The organism is Ferviditalea candida, assembly GCF_035282765.1.
Taxonomy (GTDB): Bacteria; Bacillota; Bacilli; order Paenibacillales; family KCTC-25726; genus Ferviditalea; species Ferviditalea candida.
Map to the genome: position 1 here is coordinate 1 of NZ_JAYJLD010000056.1, position 16,062 is coordinate 16,062.

Consider the following 16,062-nt stretch of genomic DNA (forward strand, 5'->3'; position numbering starts at 1 on the left):
TAGGGCAGTGAATGTACAGCATTCCATGACCCAGCATACAGGAGGCGCTTTTTGTTTTGCAAACCGCATTTTAATTCATTACAGGAATAGCTCCTTAAATGTTTCGAACAACTGAAATTGTGCGAACTCTATTTTACCGCATTAATTAAATCAGTGCTAAAGATTCATTGATTAGCAAGGAATTGAGTACTGGTGTGCTGGTAATTAGAAAGTTCCAAATCAGAAAAGGAGGATCCTATCTATGAAAAAAATGAAGAGGCTTGCCATTGAATGTTGCACTTTAGGCTCAGCGGTTCTATTGATTTTGGGAGGATTTATCTTATCTGACGATCCAGCGGAGGCGGCGTCTGGTGGTGTTGGCGTTACCGGAACAGTCAAAGGTCAATTTTCAGTGACGGTGAGTACAACCACTGCAGCATTGGCGGCGGATCCGGGTCTGTCGACAACAACCGCTACTGCCATTGTAGTGAATGTAAAGAGTACCAACGCCAATTATAATCTGACTGTCAGTGCGAGCGGAGACCTGGTGGATACGGTAACACCCACCAATACGTTGCCTATCGGGCGATTAGCATGGTCGGTCTCAGGGGCTAATACTTGGACGCCATTTACATTGACAGAGGCGACATTAGCTTCAGGGGCATTGAAAACAACGGGTTCGGGGACAGATTATTCGTATGACTATCAGTTCGCTCCTCTTGCAACTGATCCGGTGGGAGACTATACAACTAATATTACTTACACAGCCGTACAGATTTAATAGCACTCAATTAAGGTATAGAATGAGAAAAATAGTTGTTATTATGATTTTACTTTTACCGCTATACAGCTTCCGAACATCAGCTGAAGATCATCCGGAGACGAAGGATGATCTTCAGTTCAATAGCTCTACCGAATCCGTTTCTTCACTTGAAATCACCAGTTCTCCCAAAGTTGAATTGAAAACGAAGCCGAACTCCGTTAGCAGCGGTCAAGTCACGGTAAAAAACATTGGAAATACATCGGTTAACCTTCGAATATATGTTCAGGATTATTCCGTTGACGATGGCGAAGTACATTATTCGGACCCTGATCCAGATAAACCGTTTGCCAGCGCTGCTTGGTTTCGACTTTCCGATTCTGAAGCGGTATTAGCCCCTCAAGGGTATATAAACCTTACTTATACGGTGACAACTCCCCCTGATGCCTCCCCGGGAGCTCATTGGGCGGTTATCTTTTTTGAAACCGTTCAAGTCAATAAAAAGAAGGTTAACGGAGGAGCGCGTATCGGCGCTACTGTCATAAACACTGTCGGCGGGGAACTGATTTATAAAGCGAGTGTTGTTAATTATCAGATCGCCGAATGGTCCAAGCGAAAAATTCCTTATTCCTTTCAAGTAGAAAATCAGGGGAATGTGTTATTAAAAGTAAAGCCTTCGCTTACAGTTACTTCTTTGGGCGGCTCTGTCAATAATATTCCATTGAAAGAATTTACGGTTTATCCCAATGCGACTAACAGCGTTCAAGGAGCATGGACAAGTCCCAGTTCATTCGGTATTTATGATCTGAATTTCAAACTTGATTATTACGATTCAAAGTCAAGTGAGCACTTTCAACAAAAAGTTTACATCATCCCATGGCATTGGATTCTTTCGGGCATCGGAGTGATGCTGGTATTGTGGCTGCGCCTGCGCTTGATTGGATCAAGGAGACCAAGACCGGGCCGATCGAAACGACGGTTTTTTCCTTCTTCTATCAGTTCTCATTTGCAGCCCGGCGCGCCTGTGCGAGGAGCAGAAATTGATGTGTCTGTTCCCATATCAAGAAACCGAAAGAAATACATGAAAAAACCTCGTATGGTTTGGTGGGGATATCATTGCGGACAGGTGGACGGCTACTTGCACGAATTGGACGACGGTCTGCATGAGCTAATCGAAGAGCATCGACTCTTGAAGGAAAAACTGAACATGCATATCGATCCGACTCATGAAACATTGAATGTTCGGCTTGAAAGAAAGAAAGACACTCCGGAAGAAATGCAGCTTAAACAATTAAAGCGGCTTTTAAAACAATGGTTGGAAGAAAGTTAGTTGGTTTTTTCGGGGGGGGGGCTTAGTTATGAAATTTCGCCGTTCGTTAAGAGGTTATGATCCGCTGGATGTAACGACGCTGATTGAATCCAAACTTCAACAAATAGATGGAATGATAAAAGCAAACGAACAATTAAGAGATAAGCTCATGGAGTTCAATCATCTTAAAAAAGTCGCTGAAAAACAGACAAGCAAATATCTGGAAGGATCTCAATGGACGGTATAATCGCCATTGATGTTCAAGTGCGTTTGGAAGGATGTGAAGAAGCGGAAATGAGAGTATTTATAGTGGAAGACGTCGCTTTTATGCGGTTGATGCTTCGCAAAATATTAGAGTCGGCGGGACATGAAGTAGTGGGCGAAGCGGTGGACGGCAACGATGCGGTTAATAAATATATCAGATTGAAACCGGATCTGGTAACGATGGATATTATGATGCCGTTTAAAGATGGAATAGCGGCAACAAAAGCCATACGAGCAATGGATCCCCAAGCGAAGATCCTGATAGTATCGTCGATCGGTGAGAAAGCAATGGTAAAAGCAGCTGTTTTGTCCGGAGCTTTTGATTTTATAATCAAACCTGTGGACGAGGTTAAATTATTAAATGCTGTAGCTAAAGCGTCGCAGACGGTTTGCAAGTGACACGGAAATTGATGGAACAATATGACTTCTATAAAGAAACGATACGAATCAAGTGTTGAAAGGAAAATCAACTTAACCGGTCGTGAAAAAGAAATATTTACGGCTATTTCATTGTATGGATATAACAATAAAGAACTGGCGTGTGTTTTAAGACGAAATCCTCCAGAGAATTATTAGCTCTGATGCTGCGTGCATCATTGGCAATTGATTAAAATCCAGCTCATATCAAATAACTGTCATAGCATTGTTACCATGCTCAAATGCGTCGCATTTGGGTTTTTGTATTTTTACGTTGCAGATATTTTCATGTCTAAAACCAGCATCCGTTGGAAAAGATGAAAGACAGATAGAAAAATAGAGTGTTGCCGCGTGCGGTTAGTTGTTCCGTTGTTCCGCAGTGCGGTCTAATGCGGTAAAACAAGGGGGCAAAGCCGATGACACAGTCGAATCAGGCATATTCCTATTTGTTCGAACGTCCGCGAGATTTGATTGAGCAATTTATTCATCAGGCGGAAAAAGTAGTGGTAGGCAAGCGGGAAGTGATAGAAAAGGCGTTCATCGCCATATTGTGCGGGGGGCATATTCTATTGGAGGATGTTCCCGGAGTGGGAAAAACCCTTCTTGCCAAGACTTTGGCCGGAATCGTGGGATGTTCATTCAAAAGAATCCAGTTCACGCCGGATCTTATGCCCGGGGATGTGACCGGAGTCACCGTCTTCAATCAAAAGTCGACCGAGTTCGAATTCCGGCCCGGTCCGATCATGACGAATCTTGTGCTGGCCGATGAGATCAATCGAACTTCACCCCGCACGCAAGCGGCGCTGTTGGAAGCGATGGAAGAACGGAGCGTTACGGTGGACGGGCGGACATATCCGCTTCCGGAGCCCTTTATTCTGTTGGCTACGCAGAACCCGTTGGATTTTGAAGGGACGATGCCGCTTCCCGAAGCGCAGATGGACAGGTTTTTTATGAGGCTCCATATGGGATATCCCGACAAACGGCAGGAAGCGGCGATGCTGGGCAATCTGCATGGCAAGCATCCCATCGGCAGCATCAAGCCGGTTATTGTCAGCGAAGAATTGATTCTGCTGCAGAACGAGGTTCGTGATGTGCACGTGGACGATAGCTTAAAGCAGTACATTGTCAGCCTGGCACAAGCAACCCGGGAGGATCCGGATATCCTGCTTGGCGCCAGTCCGAGAGCTTCTTTCGCATTGATGCGGGCATCCCAGGCCCAAGCTTGGGTGCTCGGCAGAACGTATGTCATCCCCGATGATATCAAAATGATGCTGGAGCCCGTGTTGGCCCATCGTCTGGTGCTGAAGCCGGATGCGCGATTGGCGGGGAAATCCGTCGGTGAGATCCTGCAGTTCCTATCGGAAAATATTTCCGTTCCGCAAATCGGACAAACCGTTATCCGTGAAGACGCAGCAGCCGCGTCGGAGGGTGCGGCGGTCCGTAAAAAAGTGTTCTGGTGATCGGCATGCGAGGGAAATTTGCGTTTGTGTCGTTATTGTTCGTGTGGGCGGGAGCATTATTCTCAGCGCTGCTGAGCGGAGGCTTTTCGCCTTGGTTTTTGTTCTATTCCACTTCGGTAATTGTGCTTTACGCCATCGGTGTGCAGCTGTTTTTCCTGCAGCGGATTGAGGCGCGAAGACAGTTGGCGGGAAGCGGGTTTATGGCCGGTGAAGATGTAAAGGTCAGCTTGACCGTGACCTTTCGTTATCGGTTTCCGTTTGCCTGGCTGATCGTGCAGGATCAAATCCTGCAGGACGGGAAACCGGTTCCCGTAAATCACCGCCGAATGTTCATGCCCGGACTGGGAACAGCCGTCATTTATCAATATGCCATCCCTTCCATACCCAGAGGCAAGTATCGTTTTTCGTCCGTGGAAGTGTATGCGGGCGATTTGTTCGGCTTTGTGCAGAAAAGGGTGCGGATTCCTATGCCGCAGGAATTGACGGTATATCCCCGTCCGCTTGACCTGACGCGTTCCCTGACAGATCCTGCGGGCCGCTATGAAGGCGCCGCCTCAACTATGGTGCGGCTGCCGGAAGGCTCTGTGCAAATTTCCGGCATCCGGGATTATGTCTATGGGGACCGGATCAGCCGCATCGATTGGAAGGTCTCATCCCGCTCACTGGGGTTAAAGACAAAGGAAACCGCTCCCGGAATCAGCGAACGTCTGCTTGTCGTGCTGAACGCCGAGCGCAAATGCTATGAAGGAAACCGCGGGAGGGCAATGTTCGAAACAGCGGTCCGTGCGGCTGCAGGCATTGTAAGATCGGGAATTGACGAAAGCATGAAGGTTGGGCTGGTGCTAAGCGATAAAGGCTGTAGGAGCGTTCCGGCTTCCCGGCTGTTTGACGCCTCGGTACATTTTGACCGATTGGCGGCGGTCAAGGCCGATGGGGAGTTCTCGACCCTTCAAGTGCTGATGGAAGAAGAAAGCAAATATCCTTCCGGTTCCGGTGTGTCCGGCGTTTATATCACGCCTGTTCTGGATGAGGGGTTGGGAAAGCTGCTGGAGCAGCGGCGAACCATGCGCGGAAGATGGCATATCGTCTATGTGTTCGGATCGCCGACAGTCTCTTTGCGTGACCGGCAGTACTCGCAAGCGCTGCGCGCGTCCGGATTCGGCTTTTCGTGCATCGCGGCGGATTCTTCCGAATCATTCCAATCGCCGGAAGGAGGCGAAAAAATTGCTGGAGTTTCATGAGAGCCGAAAAGGCGGAATGCCTTCACCGGTTTCCCGGGCTTGGTCGATTGTGATTTCCGCAGGTCTGTTTCTGCTGATTGCGCAATGGCTCAGGCCGCTGGACGAAATACCGGAAATCACCGGCCTGTATGACATCCGGCCCATTCTCATCTCGATCGGCTTTTATTTGTTTGTGGATGCTTTGGCCATCCATCCCGCGGCGGGATGGACTTTGAAAACCGCCGCCAGCCTGGCGCTTGTCGGTTATTTGTTCGGCTATCAAGCATGGAGCGGGCAGTCGCTGAATTTGTATTTTGAGGTATTGGTCCGGGATGTCCGCCATCTGCTTCAAGGCGACCTTGTGGATTTAAGCGCGGAGAACCGGACGCTTATGTTTATGATCGGTCTCGCTTTGATTGTCTCCGTGCTGCATTCCCTGATCGAGCTCAATCAACGGGTATTGGGGCTGGTTCTGCTAACCGTTGTTTATTTGCTGGCGCTGCAATTTTGGCCTGGAATAGATACAGGTTGGGAAATAGTACAGACGCTGGCGGTCGGATTGATTTATTTATCGCTGTTGAATATTAACAGGGTGAAAAGAAAGTTTTCGATTGCGCGGATTAACCGGAACTGGCCGATTTTGTGGATACCGGGGAGTTTGTTCGTTGTATCGGCGGCACTGTCCCTCGGAATGGCATTGGCCGATCCGCATGCAGGGATGCCGGCTCCGTTTCAATGGACAGTCTCCATTCCTTGGCTGGATCGGTTTACTGCGGTTGGCAGCAAGCTGGCATCGCTTGGAGCCGACTCTTTCGGATCGGCCCCGGCCAGAACCGGCTACGGAAACGATGACTCCAGGCTTGGCGGCAGTCTGGTGCAGGATCAAGGCGTGGCTTTTATCGCCAAAACGGACCGACTTACCTATTGGAGGGGAGAAGCCAAAAACATATATGACGGCCGAGGCTGGAGTGAAATCAGGAACGATTTGTATCAGGGAGATATGTATTCCCCGTTTCCTTCCATTCTCGGGGGCGGCGGGGAGATCTCAGCGAACAACGGACAGCAGGAGAAAACGATCAATCAGGAAATCGTGCTGAACGATAAAAGCCTAGGAAATTTGTTTTTCTCCGGCGGCTCGATTGACAGTCTTCAGGCAGTGCTTTCCGATCGAGGGGCCCCTGTTACAGCGGGCAAAGTCTGGATCGATCGGGTAGAAGGGAAATACAGCCTCGGTTCCCCCGGTCAAGCTTTGTCCTACTATAAAATGAAAGTGAGTTTGCCGCAGAGCGACCCGGAGGTGCTGAAAAAGGACGCGGGGGCATATCCGCGGAATATCGAGATCAACGATCTCCAGCTTCCCGAAAAGCTCCCGGAGCGGGTCGTCCGATTGGCGAAACAAATCACCGCCGGATTAGACAATAACTATGACCGGGCCAAGGCGATCGAACAGTACCTGAGAAGCCATTATTCCTACAATTTGCGGACCTCGGGCTATCCCGCAGAGAACGAGGATTTCGTGGATCATTTCTTGTTTGTGGAGAAACAAGGCTACTGCGATTATTTTTCGACCGCCATGGCGGTGATGCTGCGGGCAGTGCACATTCCGGCAAGATGGGTGAAGGGGTTTGCGCCGGGTGAAGAGATTAATACGGATTCATCAGGCGAGATTACTGTCAAGGTGCTGAATCTGCATGCCCACTCCTGGGTGGAGGTCTATTTTCCGCAATCCGGGTGGGTGCCCTTCGATCCGACTCCCGGATTCTCCGGCTTTGAGGGCGGCAGCGGCCTCCCTGTTGAAGCGGGCATGCCGGCGCCTGCGTCAGCGGATCAGCCTGGGGGTACGGTCCTGCATACTGTGCAGGGTTCTGCAAGTTTAAAGGATGTGAATTCTGCCGCGGCTAAGCTCATGGAACGGATGTTCCCAGCGGGAATGAAGCAGGATCCGGCATTAAAGAGCACATGGCCGGATATGCTTGGAACGGTGAAGCAGCGGATCGGGGGGGTGTGGACGGAGAAGATGCCGTCACCCGCCATATATTGGATCGGTTTGGGAGTTTTCCTGTTCGGTCTCCCGATTTGGGCGTTGCGATTTGTGCGTCGAAAACGACCCGCCCCTTTCAGGCAGGCTGCCTTTCAGGAATATTCGCTGCGGGTGATGGAGCGTTTTTGGAGAAAGATTTTTGCCAAGTTCGGAGCTTTGGGCAGGAACCAAACCCTTCGCGAGTATGTCGTTTCACTGAAGCTTTCCGATGGGAGCAAGCTTGAACCGCTGGCGGAGTTTGTTCGGCTGTATGAGCAGGCAAGATACGGGAGGCCGGAGCGCGGGGAGTTTTCGGAACAAGTCATACGCAAGCTTTGGCAGGAGATCGGCAAATAAAATGCGCGGAGGATATTTTTGAAGGAACAGTCTAAGGTGCTGTGCAAGGCTGTACCCATATGGGACGGCCCTTTTTTTATGGAAATAAGCATTGAAATTATCCCTTGTTCATCTTATAGTATAAGTATATCTATATTATTAAACTCGGTTTTATAATATCAAACAACTGAGGGGATGCCATGCCGATCATTCAGTCATTGGACAGAGCTTTGAAGATTATCGATTTATTTGATGAAATGAATAAGGAACTGAAGATTACGGAAATCAGCGCACGAATGGGGCTGCATAAAAGCACCGTCCATTCTTTGTTGAAAACGCTTCAAGAACACCGATATATCGACCAGGATCCTGAAACGGGAAAATATAGGCTGGGTTTGAAGCTTATGGAGCGAGCCAGCTTCGTGACGCAGAGCTTGGATATTCGAACGCTTTCCCGGCGCTTTTTGGAAGCGTTATCCGAACAAACCGGTTTGACTGTCCATCTGGTCATACTGGACGGTAAGGAAGGCGTCTATATCGATAAAGTGGAGGGCGTGAACGCGGTCATCCGATATTCCCGGATCGGCAAGAGAGTGCCTGTTCACAGCAGCGCAGTCGGCAAGGCGCTGGTGGCTTTTAAGAACCCGGCGGAATTAAACCGTATGCTGGAAGGCTACGAGTATAAAATTCATACACCAAGCACAATTACCAATGAATTTCAATTCCGCGAAGAGCTCAAGAAGGTTCGCGACAATGGATATTCCACGGACTGTCAGGAGAACGAACCGGGAGTCCAGTGCTATGCGGTGCCGATTAGAGACCATTCCGGCCAAGTTGTTGCCGCCATCAGTATATCGATGCTGGCTGCCGGTGCAGTAAAGGAAGAAACGGATCGATTCATCGGAATGCTCCAAAGCGCCGGAGCGGAAATTTCCCGGCTGATGGGCTGCGAGGTTCCCGTTTCTCGTTGATTATGATGAACTTCAGGGAGGCAGGAGAATGAAAGTTTTACGCTATTACAATGATCGGAATGAACCTGTACTGGCTGCGCTAACGGAAAAGAACCGGGTTCTGAACCTTCCGCAGAACGATTTTATGCAGCTTGTGCATGAAGCTGATGCAGAGGGGTTATCCGCAAAGCAATGGATTGAGAAGCATATGAATGAACTTGAGGAGCTCGGCAATCCGGCGGAATCCTTGAGTTTGGCGGTGCCGATTACCGCACCCGAGGTCTGGGCGGCGGGCGTTACATATGAACGCAGCAGGGTGGCGAGAAATTATGAATCCACCAACGGCAGGATGAACACCGCCACTTTTTATGACAAAGTATATGATGCCGAACGTCCGGAATTGTTCATCAAGTCTACAGCGGCCCGTACCGTCGGTCCGAATGAGGACTTGTATCTTCGCAGCGATTCGGCATGGCAAATTCCCGAGCCGGAACTCGGTTTGGTGATCGACGGCAGGGGGAGGATTCTGGGATATACGATTGGCAATGACATGAGCAGCCGGGATATCGAGGGAGAAAATCCGCTGTATTTGCCGCAAGCCAAAGTATGGAAGCGTTCCTGCTCGATCGGGCCGGTGATTCTATTGGCGGATGCCGTGGAGGATCCGTATAAATTTGAAATCCGCTGTGAAATTTACCGCAACGATGTCAAAGTTGTCGACGGAAGCGCAACTACGGGACAGCTGAAAAGGAAACTAGACGAGTTGGTTTCCTACTTGATCCGGGATAATGAAATTTTCGAAGGCACGGTGCTGCTCACGGGAACATGCATCGTCCCGCCAAACGAATTCACGCTGGAGGACGGCGACCGGGTTGAGATTTCCATATCGGGAATCGGTTTGCTGGTCAATCCGATAAGATCTCAAAATCATAAGAATTAATCATAGTTCAGGAGGATGATTCAGATGACAGTGGAAGCGAAAGAGCGTGTATATCTCAATTACATTAACGGGGAATGGACGGCGTCTTCATCAGGGCAAACCAAGTCGAATGTGAATCCCGCGAATGTCGAAGAAGTTGTGGGAGTTGTTCAATCCTCGACCGGAGAAGATTTGGACCGGGCCGTGGCTGCGGCGAAAGCGGCCCAAAAAGCCTGGCGCAAGCTGTCAGGACCGGCCAGAGGAGAGCTCTTGTACAAAGCGGCGAACATTATGGAAAGCCGCCTGGGCGAAATTGCGCAAACCATGACGAAGGAAATGGGCAAAACGTTCCCTGAAGCCAAAGGAGAAACCGCGCGCGGTGTTGCCCTTCTGCGCTACTATGCGGGAGAAGGCAGCCGCAAGGTCGGGGATGTCATTCCGGCCTCCGACAGCCAGGGCTTGATGTTCACTACAAGAGTGCCTTTGGGCGTTGTCGGTGTAATTACCCCTTGGAACTTCCCCGTGGCTATTCCGATTTGGAAAATGGCCCCGGCTTTGATTTATGGAAATACCGTCGTCTTCAAGCCTGCGCATGAGGCCGGAGTAACCGCTACCAAGATTATCGAGTGCTTCGCCGAAGCCGGATTTCCCGCCGGTGTCGTCAATTTCATTCTCGGACCCGGATCGGTCATCGGCCAAGGAATCATCGATCATCCCGATATTGCGGGGATCACGTTCACCGGATCCGACTATACCGGCAAAAGAATCGCCCAAGGTGCGCTTGCCCGCGGAGCCAAATATCAGCTGGAGATGGGCGGAAAAAATCCCGTTATCGTATTGAACGACGCCGATCTTGATCAAGCGGCGGACGCCACGATCAGCGGCGCGTTCCGTTCCACCGGTCAGAAATGCACGGCGACCAGCAGGGTGATTGTGCAAAGCGGCATATACGAACAATTCAAAGACAAATTAATTTCCAAGCTGAAGGAAATCAAAATCGGCGACGGCATGCAAGCCGACACTTGGATGGGGCCATGCGCAAGCGAAAGTCAGATGAAAACCGTTTTATCCTATATTGAAAAAGGGAAGGAGGAGGGTGCCAAGCCGATTTTCGGCGGCGGCCGGTTGAGCGGCGGCGAATATGACAAGGGATATTTTGTGGAGCCGACGGTCTTCGAGCGGGTCTCGCCGAACATGGCGATCGTACGGGAAGAAATTTTCGGCCCGGTCGTAGCCATGATGAAATTCGACGAAGTGGAAGAAGGAATCCGGATGGCGAATGACTCGGAGTTCGGCCTGAGTGCCTCGATTTTCACCAAAAATATCGGTGTCATGTTGGAATTCATCCAGGACATGGAGGCGGGCTTGGTGCGGATCAACGCGGAATCCGCAGGGGTCGAGCTACAGGCGCCGTTCGGCGGAATGAAACAGTCCAGCTCCCATTCACGGGAACAGGGACAGGCCGCAATTGAATTTTATACCTCGATCAAAACCGTTTTCGTCAAGCCGTAATGATTTTCAGCAATCAATCTGTCAAATGGGGATGATGATTCTTGGCTGAGAAACAACATAAAATCGTCATGATGAAGCCGCACGATAAGGTGGCCGTCGCTCTCGAACCGCTGTCCGCAGGTACGACCGTGAATGTTCGCAATGCAGAGACAACGCTCACAGTGCAATTGAAGGATTCCATCGAATTCGGCCATAAGTTCGCCGTGGTTCCGATTGCCGAGGGTGAGGATATTTTGAAATATGGCGAAGTCATAGGCATGGCAACGCGTGCAATTGAAGTCGGAGAGCATGTCCACATCCATAATTTGGAGGGCAAAAGAGGGAGAGGCGATAAAATTGGCGCAAACGGATAAAAGAACGTTTTGGGGATATAGAAGACCCAACGGCACTGTGGGAATCCGCAATCATGTGCTTATTTTGCCGACGATCGTCTGCGCGACTCAGGCGGCTAGGCAAATTACGGAATTGGTTCACGGCACGGTAAGCTTTATTCACCAGCACGGGTGTGCCCAGGTCGGTGTCGATTTCGAGCAAACCATGCGGACGTATATCGGCATGGGAGCCAATCCCAACGTTTATGGGGTTGTTGTTTTGGGGCTGGGATGCGAGACGCATCAGGCTAAAATGATCGCGCACGAGATCGCCAAAACAGGCAAGCCTGTCGAGGTTGTGGCGATTCAAGATTACGGCGGCACCCTGATGGCGACGGCTCAGGGCGCGAAAATCGCCGTCAAAATGGTTCAGGAAGCATCCATGCAAAGGCGCGAGCTCTGTGATTTCAGCGAGCTGATCGTGGGTACGGAGTGCGGGGGATCCGACGCGTGTTCCGGCTTGTCGGCGAACCCTGCCGTAGGGGTTGTCAGCGACAGGATAGCGGACCTGGGCGGAACATCGATTCTTGCGGAAACGACGGAATTGATCGGAGCCGAGCATCTTCTGGCGGAACGAGCGGTCGATGATAAAGTCGCAAAGCGCGTATATGAGGTCATCCATGCGATGGAAAATCGGGCGATCCAGATGGGTGTGGACATTCGAACGGGAAATCCGAGCCCCGGCAATATCAGGGGCGGACTCAGCTCCTTGGAAGAGAAATCGCTGGGAGCCGCGGCCAAGGCGGGAACCCGTCCGCTGCAGGAATTGATCGATTATGCCCAAAAACCGACCCGGAAGGGTCTCGTTTGGATGGATACGCCCGGCCATGACATCGAGCAATTGACCGGCATGGTCGCAGGCGGTTCGCAGCTGGCTTTGTTCACTACCGGGCGCGGAACGCCGACAGGATCGCCGATCGCACCGACGATCAAGATTGCCACCAATTCGACCGTTTTCGAAAGCATGAACGACAACATCGATCTCAATGCGGGCACGATCATAGACGGAACGGAAACAATCGAACAAGTCGGCGAACGGATCTTTGATGAAATCATTGAAGTGTGCAACGGCAAACTGACCAAGGCGGAAATTTTAAAGCAGCACGATTTCGGCATTTGGAGAATTGGTCCAACGTTTTAGCTGATTTGGTCATGCAATTAGGGCTCTATAATCATTCGGGATAAGGGGGGATATACTTGAATTTATAACTGTCGAGTAGGATGTATTAGAAAACAAATGAAAGCGCATTCCAAAAATTATGAGGGGGATTTGTCTTATGTTTATGAAAAAATTCTTGACAGTCATAATGATCTTTAGTTTGGCCCTTCTATCACTCGCAGGATGTTCTTCTTCCGAAAAGAAAAATACAGATGCCGGCAGCGCCTCAAATGCTCAAGAACCAAAAGAAGCGAAAGTTAGAACCATTCGTGCGGGTATCGGATTAACTGAAACGCACCCGGAATACAAAGCGCTTCTGAAATGGAAAGAGCTTGTAGAAGAAAAAACAAAAGGGACAATCAAGGTGGAAACTTTTCCAAGCGGTCAAATGGGAGATGACCGGACGATGACGGAAAATCTGCAAATGGGAACGCTGGAGGTTACGATTCCTTCCACAGCCCCGTTGGTTAATTTTGTAAAGGATTTTGCGGTCTATGACATTCCATTTTTATTTGCAAATACAAAGGTCGCTGATGCAGTTCTGGATGGTCCTGTCGGACAGGAATTGCTGGATAAATTGCCGGCTGCCAATTTGGTTGGTTTGGCGTATTGGGAAAACGGATTCCGCAATTTAACCAACAGCAAGCATCCGGTTGCCAATATCGATGATTTTAAAGGTCTGAAGATCCGGACAATGGAAAACAAAATTCATCTGGAAGTATTCAGGGCATTAGGATCCAACCCTACGCCGATGGCATTTACCGAATTGTTCACTGCATTGCAGCAAGGAACAGTGGACGGACAAGAAAATCCGCTGGTCACGATTTACAACTCGAAATTCTATGAAGTGCAAAAATATGTATCAATGACCAATCATGTATACAGCCCGTTCGTATTTCTAATGAGCAAGAAATTCTGGGATGCCTCTACTCCGGAAGAACAAAAAATATTCGTCGATGCCGCCAAGGAAGCGCGCGACTACGAACGCAAATTGATTCGTGACGGAAACGATCAATATCGCCAGGATCTAATCGCTAAAGGGATGCAATTCACGGATATCACTCCGGAGGTTCATCAACAGCTTGTCGAAAAATCCTCCCCGGCAGTTGAGAAATTTATCGGAGACGGGAAGGATAAACTCATCAATACGGACATTTACAACAAAATGAAAGCGGCCGTGAAAGAGGCTGAGGCCCAGAATAAATAACATTTATAGAAAAAATATAGCGGCATAGTAGATGTTGGAAATAACATCTACTATGCTATTCTATCCGCATTTTGCAGAAAGGAGAGGTTTCATGAGGCTGTTGAGAAAAATTGACGAGCATTTTGAAGAATACCTCAGTGTCATTTTGTTTTCCTTGATGACGCTGTTGATCTTTTTGCAAATTATATTCCGCTTTTTGTTAAACGCTTCTTTGGATTGGACCGAAGAGTTGGCAAGATACTCATTTGTTTGGTTGGTATATTTGTCCGCAAGTTTAGGCGTCAAGAAAAATCGGCATATTCGCGTTGAACTCGTAGAAAAGCTTCTTCCTCAGAAAGCGTCCAAATGGTTCGGATTTCTTGCTGAATTGATCTGGCTTCTGTTCTCATTAACGATGGTCAAGCAAGGCTATCTGGTCGCAAAAATGAATCTGGAGACGGGGCAAAACTCCCCATCGCTAAATTTGCCGATGGGGTTTGTCTACGCAATTATCCCCATCGGCTTCGGGCTGATCTCGTTGCGGGTTTTGCAAAAAATCATTCTTCGGTTTAGAAACCAGAGCAGACCGGAATCGTCTTCCGGATAAACACAAGGGGAGGAAAAATATGACGGCAGCTGTAGCTTTGGGTCTATCACTGATCGTATTTTTATTCTTAGGCGTTCCCATCGCCTTTTCCATCGGGGCTGCTACCATTATCGGATTGTATGTGGGTGGAGTTCCATTGGATTTTTTAGGTCAACAGGCATTTACCTCTCTGGATTCCTTTCCCTCGATGGCTGTGCCTTTTTTTATTCTTGCCGGCGCATTGATGGAGACAGGCGGGCTGTCGCGGCGGATTGTAAATGTGGCGCAAAGCATGATCGGTCAGGTAACGGGAGGATTGGCTGTAGTCACTGTGATCGCATCCGCTTTTTTTGCGGCTATATCCGGTTCATCCCCTGCCACCGTTGCGGCCATCGGGTCCATCATGATCCCTTCCATGGTCCAAAGAGGCTATCATAAAGATTTCGCTGCGGCTGTTGCTGCTTCGGGCGGAGGTCTGGGTATTATCATACCTCCTTCCATTCCGATGATTATTTATGGCATTACAGCCGATCAATCGATTGGGGCCATGTTTTTATCCGGCTTTGGGCCAGGAATTTTAATTGTCATTCTTTTATCCATTACGGTCTATCTCATCGCCAAAAAACGAAACTATACAGGGTCCGGAGAAAAAACCAGCCCGAAAAAAATCCTCAAAGCTATTTGGGCTGCAAAATGGGCCTTGTTATCCCCGGTTATTATCTTGGGCGGTATTTATGGCGGAATCTTCACTCCGACAGAATCCGCAGTTATTGCCGTGGTGTATGGCTTGATTATCGGTTTGTTCGTATATAAAGAATTAAAATGGAGGGACCTTCCCCGTATATTGATCAATTCTGCCATCATGACAGGGGCGGTTTTAGTCATTTTAAGCACGGCCACCGCTTTTGGACGGTTAATTACGATGTATCAAATTCCGAACCTGATCGGAGATTTGATTATTTCCATCTCCGGCAGCAAATATATCATTTTGTCTCTGATCATCGTGCTGATCCTTTTTGTCGGAACCTTTATGGAGACTCTATCGATCATTATCATTTTTGCGCCATTATTTTTGCCGGTTGTTACTTCCTTGGGCGTCGACCCGATTCATTTCGGAATCATTATGGTAGTCGGAGCCGAAATCGGCATGCTTACCCCACCTTTAGGCGTAAATATCTTTGTGGCCTCAGGGATCTCCAATCTCAACTTAGAGGTCATTGCCAAGGCCTTGTTGCCTTTCTTGCTGGCCATGGTCGTTGCATTGCTGATCATAGCATTCGTTCCGCAAATTTCGATGACGCTGGTGCATTGGTTTGGATATTAAGTATGGTATTTGCATCAATGGGTTACGAACCAATTGCAATTAATTGTCCAGGGTCCACGCATTTACAAAGTCGCTGGGAACCGCAGCCAAGGCGGTTTTTATGAATTTTTATTCAAACAAATGATTTAAGGGATGGTATTCACACCTCTGTTGAAATTCAAGTTGTCTTGAATTTTTCTCATGGTAACTACTACTACTCTGTCATTTAAAGAATAGGGTTACCCATCATTCAACAAACATCGACACTGGGTGGTTCGGACAAACCAAACAAACAGCGTGTATTGAAAACG

The 16,062-nt window shown here is 49.0% G+C and carries 15 protein-coding genes; all 15 read left to right on the forward strand.

Going from position 1 to position 16,062, the window contains the following annotated elements:
• Nucleotides 1–241: 241 nt before the first annotated feature.
• The 15 genes from VF724_RS20020 (at nt 242) to VF724_RS20090 (ending at nt 15,772) form a co-directional block, all read left to right on the forward strand.
• Nucleotides 242–760, forward strand: a complete 519-nt coding sequence (locus VF724_RS20020) for a hypothetical protein (protein WP_371756002.1) — start codon at nt 242–244, stop codon at nt 758–760.
• Between the two features lie 22 nt (nt 761–782).
• Nucleotides 783–2,069, forward strand: a complete 1,287-nt coding sequence (locus VF724_RS20025) for a hypothetical protein (RefSeq protein WP_371756003.1) — start codon at nt 783–785, stop codon at nt 2,067–2,069.
• 28 nt (nt 2,070–2,097) lie between these two features.
• Complete coding sequence (locus VF724_RS20030; RefSeq protein WP_371756004.1) at nt 2,098–2,295, forward strand: hypothetical protein; 198 nt, start codon at nt 2,098–2,100, stop codon at nt 2,293–2,295.
• A gap of 47 nt (nt 2,296–2,342) precedes the next feature.
• A complete protein-coding gene (locus VF724_RS20035; protein ID WP_503473105.1) occupies nt 2,343–2,711 on the forward strand; it encodes a response regulator in 369 nt (122 codons plus the stop codon).
• A gap of 434 nt (nt 2,712–3,145) precedes the next feature.
• Nucleotides 3,146–4,189 carry an AAA family ATPase gene (locus tag VF724_RS20040; RefSeq protein WP_371756006.1) on the forward strand — a complete coding sequence of 348 codons (1,044 nt, stop codon included), beginning with the start codon at nt 3,146–3,148 and terminating at the stop codon, nt 4,187–4,189.
• A gap of 26 nt (nt 4,190–4,215) precedes the next feature.
• Nucleotides 4,216–5,430, forward strand: a complete 1,215-nt coding sequence (locus VF724_RS20045) for a DUF58 domain-containing protein (protein WP_371756007.1) — start codon at nt 4,216–4,218, stop codon at nt 5,428–5,430.
• The gene (locus VF724_RS20050) at nt 5,414–7,786 is read left to right on the forward strand and encodes a transglutaminase TgpA family protein (RefSeq protein ID WP_371756008.1); all 2,373 of its coding nucleotides are present in this window, start codon (nt 5,414–5,416) and stop codon (nt 7,784–7,786) included. Before VF724_RS20045 ends, VF724_RS20050 begins: the two co-directional genes overlap by 17 nt.
• A gap of 179 nt (nt 7,787–7,965) precedes the next feature.
• Nucleotides 7,966–8,736: an IclR family transcriptional regulator gene (locus VF724_RS20055; RefSeq protein WP_371756009.1), complete on the forward strand. Its 771-nt coding sequence runs from the start codon at nt 7,966–7,968 to the stop codon at nt 8,734–8,736.
• Between the two features lie 28 nt (nt 8,737–8,764).
• The gene (locus VF724_RS20060; RefSeq protein ID WP_371756010.1) at nt 8,765–9,655 is read left to right on the forward strand and encodes a fumarylacetoacetate hydrolase family protein; all 891 of its coding nucleotides are present in this window, start codon (nt 8,765–8,767) and stop codon (nt 9,653–9,655) included.
• A gap of 24 nt (nt 9,656–9,679) precedes the next feature.
• Nucleotides 9,680–11,146 carry an alpha-ketoglutaric semialdehyde dehydrogenase GucD gene (gene gucD / locus VF724_RS20065; RefSeq protein ID WP_371756011.1) on the forward strand — a complete coding sequence of 489 codons (1,467 nt, stop codon included), beginning with the start codon at nt 9,680–9,682 and terminating at the stop codon, nt 11,144–11,146.
• A 41-nt stretch (nt 11,147–11,187) separates the two neighbouring features.
• A complete protein-coding gene (locus VF724_RS20070; RefSeq protein WP_371756012.1) occupies nt 11,188–11,499 on the forward strand; it encodes a UxaA family hydrolase in 312 nt (103 codons plus the stop codon).
• The gene (locus tag VF724_RS20075; RefSeq protein ID WP_371756013.1) at nt 11,483–12,658 is read left to right on the forward strand and encodes a UxaA family hydrolase; all 1,176 of its coding nucleotides are present in this window, start codon (nt 11,483–11,485) and stop codon (nt 12,656–12,658) included. Before VF724_RS20070 ends, VF724_RS20075 begins: the two co-directional genes overlap by 17 nt.
• A 136-nt stretch (nt 12,659–12,794) precedes the next feature.
• The gene (locus VF724_RS20080) at nt 12,795–13,883 is read left to right on the forward strand and encodes a TRAP transporter substrate-binding protein (protein ID WP_371756014.1); all 1,089 of its coding nucleotides are present in this window, start codon (nt 12,795–12,797) and stop codon (nt 13,881–13,883) included.
• A 91-nt stretch (nt 13,884–13,974) separates the two neighbouring features.
• Nucleotides 13,975–14,469, forward strand: coding sequence for a TRAP transporter small permease (locus VF724_RS20085; RefSeq protein WP_371756015.1), 495 nt, complete (start codon nt 13,975–13,977; stop codon nt 14,467–14,469).
• A 19-nt stretch (nt 14,470–14,488) separates the two neighbouring features.
• Nucleotides 14,489–15,772 (forward strand): TRAP transporter large permease, encoded by a 1,284-nt coding sequence (locus VF724_RS20090; protein WP_371756016.1) that lies wholly within the window; start codon nt 14,489–14,491, stop codon nt 15,770–15,772.
• The last annotated feature ends 290 nt before the right edge of the window (nt 15,773–16,062 follow it).

Bases quoted from the DNA above. Each gene is read 5' to 3' on its own strand.
- VF724_RS20055 (WP_371756009.1), top strand. From the start codon at position 7,966: ATGCCGATCATTCAGTCATTGGACAGAGCTTTGAAGATTATCGATTTA.
- VF724_RS20060 (WP_371756010.1), top strand. From the start codon at position 8,765: ATGAAAGTTTTACGCTATTACAATGATCGGAATGAACCTGTACTGGCT.
- VF724_RS20020 (WP_371756002.1), top strand. From the start codon at position 242: ATGAAAAAAATGAAGAGGCTTGCCATTGAATGTTGCACTTTAGGCTCA.
- VF724_RS20025 (WP_371756003.1), top strand. From the start codon at position 783: ATGAGAAAAATAGTTGTTATTATGATTTTACTTTTACCGCTATACAGC.
- gucD (WP_371756011.1), top strand. From the start codon at position 9,680: ATGACAGTGGAAGCGAAAGAGCGTGTATATCTCAATTACATTAACGGG.
- VF724_RS20035 (WP_503473105.1), top strand. From the start codon at position 2,343: ATGAGAGTATTTATAGTGGAAGACGTCGCTTTTATGCGGTTGATGCTT.
- VF724_RS20040 (WP_371756006.1), top strand. From the start codon at position 3,146: ATGACACAGTCGAATCAGGCATATTCCTATTTGTTCGAACGTCCGCGA.
- VF724_RS20080 (WP_371756014.1), top strand. From the start codon at position 12,795: ATGTTTATGAAAAAATTCTTGACAGTCATAATGATCTTTAGTTTGGCC.
- VF724_RS20090 (WP_371756016.1), top strand. From the start codon at position 14,489: ATGACGGCAGCTGTAGCTTTGGGTCTATCACTGATCGTATTTTTATTC.
- VF724_RS20085 (WP_371756015.1), top strand. From the start codon at position 13,975: ATGAGGCTGTTGAGAAAAATTGACGAGCATTTTGAAGAATACCTCAGT.
- VF724_RS20030 (WP_371756004.1), top strand. From the start codon at position 2,098: ATGAAATTTCGCCGTTCGTTAAGAGGTTATGATCCGCTGGATGTAACG.